Origin of the sequence: Paramylibacter ulvae (genome assembly GCF_014652655.1) — a bacterium.
Classification (GTDB): Bacteria; Pseudomonadota; Alphaproteobacteria; order Rhodobacterales; family Rhodobacteraceae; genus Amylibacter; species Amylibacter ulvae.
Window position 1 is genome coordinate 123,113 of record NZ_BMZF01000008.1, and the last position, 8,059, is coordinate 131,171.

The window sequence follows — 8,059 nt, forward strand, 5'->3', positions numbered from 1 at the left end:
GAATTTATTTGGGTGTTTTTTTATGGCGAATAACGCAATCGAGTCGGTTCTGATTACGGGGGGCACTGGCTCTTTCGGGAAAACCATGTTGAAACAGCTGTTGGCGGCTGATGTTCCTGAAATTCGCATATTAAGCCGAGATGAGGAAAAACAAGACGCATTGCGCAACGAATTACGCGACGCTCGGGTGAAATATTACATTGGTGATGTGCGCGATCGTGAATCTGTGGAACGTGCCAGCAAGGGTGTGCAAAATATCTTTCATGCCGCGGCATTGAAACAGGTGCCATCATGTGAATTTTTCCCGATGCAGGCGGTGCAAACCAATATTATCGGTTCTGAAAACGTGGTGCGCGCAGCGATCAACGAAGGTGTGAAATCATTGGTGTGCCTGTCCACCGACAAGGCCGTTTTTCCCGTCAATGCCATGGGCATGTCCAAGGCGATGATGGAAAAGGTGGCACAGGCGGGTGCACGTGAAATCGGGCAGGACGCGGAGACCACCATTTCATGTGTGCGTTACGGCAATGTGATGTATTCACGCGGCTCTGCGATCCCGTTGTTTATTAAACAGATCAAGGCAGGCAACCCGATCACGGTAACAGAACCGACCATGACCCGTTTTTTGATGCCACTGCGCGATAGTGTGGCATTGGTGAAATACGCGTTTGAACATGCCAATCAGGGTGATTTGTTTATCAAAAAAGCGCCCGCATCCACCATCATTGATTTGGTGCAAGCGTTAAAAGAATTGTTTGATGCGCCCGATCACCCCGTTGAAATCATCGGCTGGCGCCATGCGGAAAAGCTGTATGAAACATTGGCAAGTGCGCAGGAACTGGCGACATCTGATGACATGGGCGAATATTATCGTATCCACATGGATAACCGCGATTTGAATTACAAACCCTATTTCGAAGAGGGTGATAAAACGACAGTTTCATTAGAAGATTATCATTCACACAACACGCAACAACTAAGCGTGGCAGAGGTGAAGGATTTGTTGATGACCCTTCCAGAAGTCCAAGCCGAAGTCGCCGCCCATAAAGAGGGTGTAAAATGAAGATTGTTGTCACCGGTGCTGGCGGATTAATAGGCTGGCATGCGGGTGCGCGATTGCATGCGCAAAATTGTGCAGCGGCGTTTGGGGGCAATGATCAACCCTATGATCTGGTGCTTTTAAAACATGCGGATTTTGACGATGATGTTGCGTTGCATGCGGCCCTGACAGGTGCCGATGCGGTGTTGCATTTTGCAGGTGTGAACCGCGCCGATAGCGATGATATTGTACGCACAGCAAACCCAGCGATTGCCACGCGTTTAGTTGCCGGTTGTCAATCGGTTGGTGCCGATCCGCATATCGTTTATGCCAATTCAACCCATGCCGCGGGCGATACACCATATGGCAATTCCAAACGTGAGGCGGGTGAAATTATCGGGGCAGGGGTGTCGCGGTATTCCAACCTGATTTTGCCCCATATTTTTGGCGAGTGCGCGCGACCATTTTATAACAATGTCACCGCAACCCTGATCCATCAAATATTGGCTGGTGAAACTCCAAGTGTGAACCCAGATGGGCGCGTGCAATTGTTATATGCAGGTGTTGCCGCACAGGTGGCGATTGATGCGATCAAGGATGGTGTCACGGGTGATATCACACCAGAACCCCGCCCGATCAGCGTGCCCGATTTGTTGGAAAAGCTGCAAGGGTTTCATGATCTGTATCGTGCCAATATCTATCCCGATGTGTCGGATGATTTTGATCTGGCATTGTTTAATAGTTACCGCGCAGCGAGCTATCCCGATCAATGGCCGCGCCCGTTGACATTGCATTCTGATGCGCGTGGCACATTGTTTGAGGCCGTCAAAGGTGGCGGTGGTGGGCAAACATTCCTGTCCACAACTGAACCCGGTGTAACCCGTGGCGATCATTTCCATTTGCACAAGGTGGAACGTTTTTTGGTGGTGCAGGGCGAGGCCATCATTCGCATGCGCAAGGTGATGTCGGATGATGTTTGGGAATATCGTGTGAACGGCGATAACCCAGCACCCGTAGACATGCCAACGCTTCATACGCATTCGATTGAAAACGTCGGGCAGGGGCCGTTGCTTACGCTGTTTTGGACCCATGATTTGTTCGATCCTGCCAACCCTGATACATTTGCCGATAAGGTGCTGACATGACCAAATTAAAAGTAATGACCGTATTGGGCACGCGCCCTGAAATTATCCGTCTTGCACGGGTGATGGCGCGGCTGGATGACTATGTGGATCATATCATTGTGCACACCGGTCAGAATTATGATTACGAGCTGAACGAAGTGTTTTTTGAGGATCTGGGCGTGCGCAAGCCTGATTATTTTCTGGGTGTTGGGGGCGGTACGCTTGGTGAAACGCTGGGCGGGATTTTGACCCAAACGGAAAAGGTTCTGGCGGATGAAAAACCCGATGCGGTTTTGATCCTTGGCGATACCAATTCCGCCATTAGCGCGATCATGGCGCGGCGCATGAAGGTGCCCGTGTATCATATGGAGGCAGGCAACCGTTCGTTTGATATGAATGTGCCAGAGGAAACCAACCGTCGTTTGGTGGATCACATCGCCGATTTCAATTTGGTTTACACCGAACATGCACGGCGTCATTTGCTGGCCGAAGGATTGCCCCATCGTCGGATCAACCTGACAGGCAGCCCGATGCGCGAAGTATTGGAACATTACCGCGATCGGATCGAAGCATCCGATGTGCTGCAACGCATTGGGTTGACAGCGGGTAAATATTTTATCGTCTCGCTTCACCGCGAGGAAAACGTGGATAATCGTGCGCGTCTTGGTTCCTTGATCGAGGCGTTGAATACCATCGCGCAGAAATACAAATTCCCCGTGATTGTGTCGACGCATCCGCGCACACGCAAGCGGTTGGAGACGATGAAAATCAAGATCGACCCATTGGTGGAATATATGAAACCATTTGGATTTCATGATTACAACAATCTGCAAATGAACGCGTTTTGCGCGATTTCAGATAGCGGTACAATCGCCGAAGAAAGTTCAATGCTCGGCTTTCCTGCAATCACGCCGCGCGATGCGATCGAGCGCCCAGAAGGTGTTGATGTGGGTTGTATCATGATGACGGGTTTGGATGTGGACACAATGGTCAATGGCATTGCTGCCGTGACGCAAATGTTTGCCGAACGTGTGGCAAGTGACACGGCGCATCCAGTCCCCGCAGATTATTGCATTACCAACACATCCGAAAGGGTGGTCAGCCTGATCATGGGCACGGCGAAATTGTCCAATTCATGGGATGGAATTCGCAAGAATGACTAACGCGGACAGCCCCATTATTTTGATCGGCGCGGCGCGTTCTGGTACCAAGTTTTTGCGCGATGTTTTGCGTGTGGCGGATGGGCATGGGGCGGTGCCCTATGATGTGAATTACGTTTGGCGCTATGGGTTTGAACAGCATCCACATGACCTGTTGCCAGTGGATGAATTGAGCCAAAAACAAACGGTGTTCATCCAAAAAACGCTGCGCAGTTTGGCATCATTGAACATGGATGATGTATTGATTGAAAAAACGGTTTCAAACACGTTGCGCGTGCCATTTGTTGATGCGGTCTATCCAAATGCGCGTTATGTGCATCTGATCCGTGATGGGCGTGATGTGACCGAAAGTGCGATGCGTCAATGGTTGGCCCCACCCAATTGGTCGGCGTTGTTTACGAAACTACGCGGGATGCCATTTTCTAATTTGGGCTATGTTTTCTGGTTCGCCAAAAATTTCATATCTGGCATGTTAAAGGGGCAAAAGGGTGGCAATGTTTGGGGGCCGCGATTTGATGGCATCGATGACCTTGTCGGGCAAAAATCGCTGGCGTATATCTGTGCGATGCAGTGGCGCAAATCGGTTGAACAAGCGACCCAAGATTTGGCCAATATTCCAGCGGAACGTGTATTTGAAATTCGCTACGAAGATTTGGTGAAAGACGACACAGCCATCACCAATTTATTGACGCAATTAGACATTAAAGACAGTGCCAAGGTCGTGAATCATTGGCGCGACAAAGTACATATTGAAAATACCGCACGTTGGAAAAATCTGCCACAGAATGATCAGGCAGATATGATGAGCGTGATTGGTGATACATTGAAATTGAAAGATTATGATTATGTCTGATTTACATGTGCCATTTTTCCGACCATCCATAACGGATGATGAAATCGGCGAAGTCGTAAAATGTATGAAATCGGGTTGGCTGACCACTGGTCCGAATGCGATTGAATTCGAGAAAGAATTTGAAGCACTGTATGATGATGGCATCCATGCGATAGCGGTGAATTCTGCCACGGCGGCACTTCACCTTGGGCTGGAGGCCATGGGCATCAGTGAGGGCGACGAAGTGATTGTGCCAACGCTGACCTTTACCGCCACCGCAGAGGTGGTGCGATATCTGGGTGCGAACCCCATTTTTGTTGATATTGATCGCGAAACATTTGGCATTGATCTGGATGCAATTCGCGCCGCGATCACGCCAAAGACCAAGGCGATTATGCCCGTGCATTTCGCTGGTCGTGCCTGTGATATGACAGCCCTGCGCGCATTGGCCGATGAACATGGTTTGAAGATTCTGGATGATGCGGCACATGCGTTGCCCACGCATCATAATGGCAAACTGATCGGGGATATTGGTGCGGATGCAACCGCGTTTAGTTTTTATGCTAATAAGACCATGACAACGGGTGAAGGTGGCATGTTGGTGACACGTAATGCAGATATCGCAGCGCGCGCACGAGTGATGCGCATGCATGGCATTGATCGCGATGTGTTCAACCGTTTCACCGATACGAAAGCGTCGTGGATGTATGACGTAGTCGCCCCTGGTTTCAAATATAACCTCACTGATATTGCCGCCGCGATGGGGCGGGTTCAGCTGCGCAAAATTGGCGATTTTCAAGCCGCACGTGAACGTTTGGTGAAACGATATAAATCGGCCTTTGCTGATTTGCCTGTCACACTGCCCGCTGATGCGGCGGATGGGGATACGCATTCGTGGCATTTGTTTATTATTCAAATAAATGGCGATGCTGCGATGGATCGCAATGAACTGGTGGCACATCTAAAGAAAAACAATATTGGCTGTTCGGTGCATTATCGCCCGTTGCATCAAATGACGTTGTGGTCGATTGGCAATGGTGGAAACAAATTTCCCAATGCGGATGCCTATTTCGAAGGTTGCATCAGTTTGCCATTGTTTATGGATATGTCTGATACAGAACAGGATCGTGTGATTGATGTGGTGTCAAAGGCATTGTTGGGATGAAACGTGCGTTTGATATCATTGTGTCGATCATTGTATTGATTGGGACATCGCCATTTTTCCTGATTGCAGTTGTTGGTATTTTGCTATCGTCCAAGGGAGCGATATTTTATCGCGCAATGCGTGTGGGGCAGGGTGGCGAACCATTTGCCATGTATAAATTTCGTTCCATGCATGTGAGTACTGGCGGTTCTGTAATTACGGCGGCCAATGATACGCGGGTATTTGGATTTGGCGCGTTCCTGCGCAAAAGCAAGATTGACGAGCTGCCGCAATTTTTAAACGTGTTGCGCGGTGATATGTCAATCATTGGCCCGCGCCCAGAGGACCCAAAAATCGTCACCGATCATTATACCGATTGGATGATGAAAACGCTAGATGTGCGCCCTGGAATTTCCAGCCCCGGTGCCATTTATTATTATGGATACGGCGAACATCTGATTGATGATGCAGATCCCGAAGGTAGCTATGTGCAAAACCTGCTGCCTCCAAAATTGGCGGTAGAGCTTGCGTATTTACAGCGCGCGAATTTTTGGTCGGATTTGGGCGTTGCCATTCAAACCGCACTGGCAATTTGCAAGGTTATCGCTGGGCGTCCCATTCGGTTGCCACAGCGCGATTTGGACGGTGCGTTGAATTGGGTGAGTGCGGCGCAATTGCAGGCATCGCGATGAAAATATTATTCACGCATCGTTATTTTTGGCCAGATACCGCGCCCTATGGCGTGATCCTGAAATCCATTGTTAGCCATTTCGCACAGACGGATCATGGCGTGCATGTGTTTGCATCCAAGCTGTCATATCGCGATGTCGGTGGGGATGTGCCCACGGAAATGGCTAGCGTTGATATCCGCCGCTGTTGGGTGTTTCACGAGAATAAGAAAAATCCGGTCACGCGGGCGCTTAATGTTTTGATCTATTGCTTGGGTCTGTTTTTCCATGTGCTGCGGTTGCGCCCCGATGTGGTGACGGCGGCAACATTTCCACCTGTGTTGGCCGCGTGGTCGGCCAGTTTGGCGGCGCGGATTGTGGGGGCAAAGTTTATTTATCACATGATGGATATTCATCCCGATGTGTCACAGATCAGCGGTGGATTGTTGGGGCGGGCACCGTTTGCGAATGTGTTGCGCTGGCTGGATAATCAAACGTTGCGCCGTGCATCTGCGATTGTGGTTTTATCACAAGATATGGCAAACACGCTGGCGGGCAGGGGGCTGGGTGAATTGCCGATACATGTGATTAACAATTTCATGCTGGATAGCGACGAGGCCCAAGACCCACCGCGTGAATGGGTGAAAGACTCCGCAAAGACGCGGGTGATCTTTGCGGGCAATCTGGGGCGGTTTCAGAACCTGCCATTATTGGCCGAGGGGGTTGCGACGTGTTTTGATACGCATCCCGATCTGGAGCTGATGTTTCTGGGTGACGGGGCGGCGCTGGCGGAATTGCGTGCGCGTTGGGGCGATCATCCACAGGTGACATTTGCGCCGTTTTTACCGTTCGCACAGGCCAAGGCGTTGATTGCGGATGCGGATATCGGGCTGGTGTCATTAAACCGCGATATTTACCGCGTGGCGTATCCGTCCAAGATGCTGACCTACCTTGGCCTCGGCGTGCCTGTGCTGGCGCTGGTGGAGCCTGAAAGCGCGTTGGCGGGTGAGGTGAGCGCAAATGGGTTAGGCGCCGTGCCAGAGGCCGCAACGGCCGAGGCGATTGGGGTGGCGTTACGCAAGGTGTTGGGGGCAGGGGATTCCCCCGCATTAGTGAAAAGCTGGTACACTGACAAAGCAACCAAAGACGTAGCCATGAAGCACTGGATGTCGGTATTAGAAGCGTTGCGCGAGGATAGAGGTTAGCCAATGCGCCTGAAGGTGGCATTTAGCGCTGTTTTCGGAAAAACCTTTGCAGCTCTTTGTGACGTTCCTCGCCATCGCTTTCGTATCCTAAAACGCTATAGAAGATGTAGTTTTGGTACGGGACGTACATATAACTTAGGCTTTTTGTCATTGATACTGCGAGATAAACGCCGCCAAAGGAGAACAGCACTAAGCGCATGTATCTTGCGTATTTGAGGTTTGGAATAAAGGCGATCAAACTTACTAAGATAATAAGTTCATACAACATGCGGTTTCTAACCGTGTTTACAAAAAACATTGCTAGAGAAACAAGCGTCAAGAATAAAACAAGTTTAAGGGCGATGTCGGTTGAGGAAAACTTCTGTTTGATAGCATCTGTTTTGGTTACTTTTGATTGCGCGAAATTTGCAAACAGAACTACGATTATGAAAAAGACAGCGAAGAATACTTGTTCCAAAGTATTGTAACTGTAGTCGCGATCATTGAAATAATATTCTAGTTTAACCGACGCAAAACTAGGTAGGAAGTTTAAGACATACGGAAGAAAGCTGATTGAGTTTAAGGCAAGTGCGCCAGCGCTAGCCACGATAGTTGTTAGCCAGATTTTTCTAGGTGCACCGATAGCAAACAAAAATGCGATAACATAAACGGCAGCAGATACTTGAACGAGCACGCTGGCGACAAAAAGGATGAGTGGAATTCTCTGTTTGTTGAAATATGACGCTAATGCAAAGTTGAATAAAGAAGTTGCGAGCAATTGTCGTACAGTAGAAAATTCTAGCGTGAACAGTACAAACAAGTGAACCACAATCATTGCCGCAACGATATTTCTGGTTCCCAAGGCACGACCTAGCGAAATAAAGCTCGTTATGAAAACAGCAAATAAA

At 49.4% G+C, this 8,059-nt stretch carries 8 protein-coding genes; 7 read left to right on the forward strand and 1 reads right to left on the reverse strand.

Annotation, left to right across the window (positions count from 1 at the left end; translation table 11 throughout):
- The first annotated feature begins 22 nt into the window (after positions 1–22).
- From IE094_RS13085 to IE094_RS13115, 7 genes are read left to right on the forward strand one after another with little or no spacing between them, the layout of a single operon-like run.
- Positions 23–1,063 carry an SDR family NAD(P)-dependent oxidoreductase gene (locus IE094_RS13085; RefSeq protein WP_189641156.1) on the forward strand — a complete coding sequence of 347 codons (1,041 nt, stop codon included), beginning with the start codon at positions 23–25 and terminating at the stop codon, positions 1,061–1,063.
- Positions 1,060–2,184 (forward strand): polysaccharide biosynthesis C-terminal domain-containing protein, encoded by a 1,125-nt coding sequence (locus IE094_RS13090; protein ID WP_189641157.1) that lies wholly within the window; start codon positions 1,060–1,062, stop codon positions 2,182–2,184. The genes IE094_RS13085 and IE094_RS13090 overlap by 4 nt, the downstream gene beginning before the upstream one ends.
- Entirely contained in the window at positions 2,181–3,326 is a 1,146-nt protein-coding gene (wecB, locus tag IE094_RS13095) for a non-hydrolyzing UDP-N-acetylglucosamine 2-epimerase (protein WP_189641158.1), read from the forward strand. Before IE094_RS13090 ends, wecB begins: the two co-directional genes overlap by 4 nt.
- Positions 3,319–4,176, forward strand: coding sequence for a sulfotransferase family protein (locus tag IE094_RS13100; protein WP_189641159.1), 858 nt, complete (start codon positions 3,319–3,321; stop codon positions 4,174–4,176). Before wecB ends, IE094_RS13100 begins: the two co-directional genes overlap by 8 nt.
- Positions 4,169–5,320, forward strand: coding sequence for a DegT/DnrJ/EryC1/StrS family aminotransferase (locus IE094_RS13105; RefSeq protein ID WP_189641160.1), 1,152 nt, complete (start codon positions 4,169–4,171; stop codon positions 5,318–5,320). The genes IE094_RS13100 and IE094_RS13105 overlap by 8 nt, the downstream gene beginning before the upstream one ends.
- Complete coding sequence (locus IE094_RS13110; protein ID WP_189641161.1) at positions 5,317–5,991, forward strand: sugar transferase; 675 nt, start codon at positions 5,317–5,319, stop codon at positions 5,989–5,991. The genes IE094_RS13105 and IE094_RS13110 overlap by 4 nt, the downstream gene beginning before the upstream one ends.
- The gene (locus IE094_RS13115; RefSeq protein ID WP_189641162.1) at positions 5,988–7,172 is read left to right on the forward strand and encodes a glycosyltransferase family 4 protein; all 1,185 of its coding nucleotides are present in this window, start codon (positions 5,988–5,990) and stop codon (positions 7,170–7,172) included. The genes IE094_RS13110 and IE094_RS13115 overlap by 4 nt, the downstream gene beginning before the upstream one ends.
- Positions 7,173–7,194: 22 nt before the next feature.
- On the opposite strand, the gene IE094_RS13120 is transcribed toward IE094_RS13115, so the two are convergent.
- Positions 7,195–8,059: EpsG family protein (locus tag IE094_RS13120; RefSeq protein WP_189641163.1), on the reverse strand; the 865-nt coding region annotated here is incomplete at its 5' end.

What these genes read in the sequence shown, in the direction of transcription:
- IE094_RS13085 (WP_189641156.1), top strand. Translation starts at nt 23, where the DNA reads ATGGCGAATAACGCAATCGAGTCGGTTCTGATTACGGGGGGCACTGGC.
- IE094_RS13090 (WP_189641157.1), top strand. Translation starts at nt 1,060, where the DNA reads ATGAAGATTGTTGTCACCGGTGCTGGCGGATTAATAGGCTGGCATGCG.
- wecB (WP_189641158.1), top strand. Translation starts at nt 2,181, where the DNA reads ATGACCAAATTAAAAGTAATGACCGTATTGGGCACGCGCCCTGAAATT.
- IE094_RS13100 (WP_189641159.1), top strand. Translation starts at nt 3,319, where the DNA reads ATGACTAACGCGGACAGCCCCATTATTTTGATCGGCGCGGCGCGTTCT.
- IE094_RS13105 (WP_189641160.1), top strand. Translation starts at nt 4,169, where the DNA reads ATGTCTGATTTACATGTGCCATTTTTCCGACCATCCATAACGGATGAT.
- IE094_RS13110 (WP_189641161.1), top strand. Translation starts at nt 5,317, where the DNA reads ATGAAACGTGCGTTTGATATCATTGTGTCGATCATTGTATTGATTGGG.
- IE094_RS13115 (WP_189641162.1), top strand. Translation starts at nt 5,988, where the DNA reads ATGAAAATATTATTCACGCATCGTTATTTTTGGCCAGATACCGCGCCC.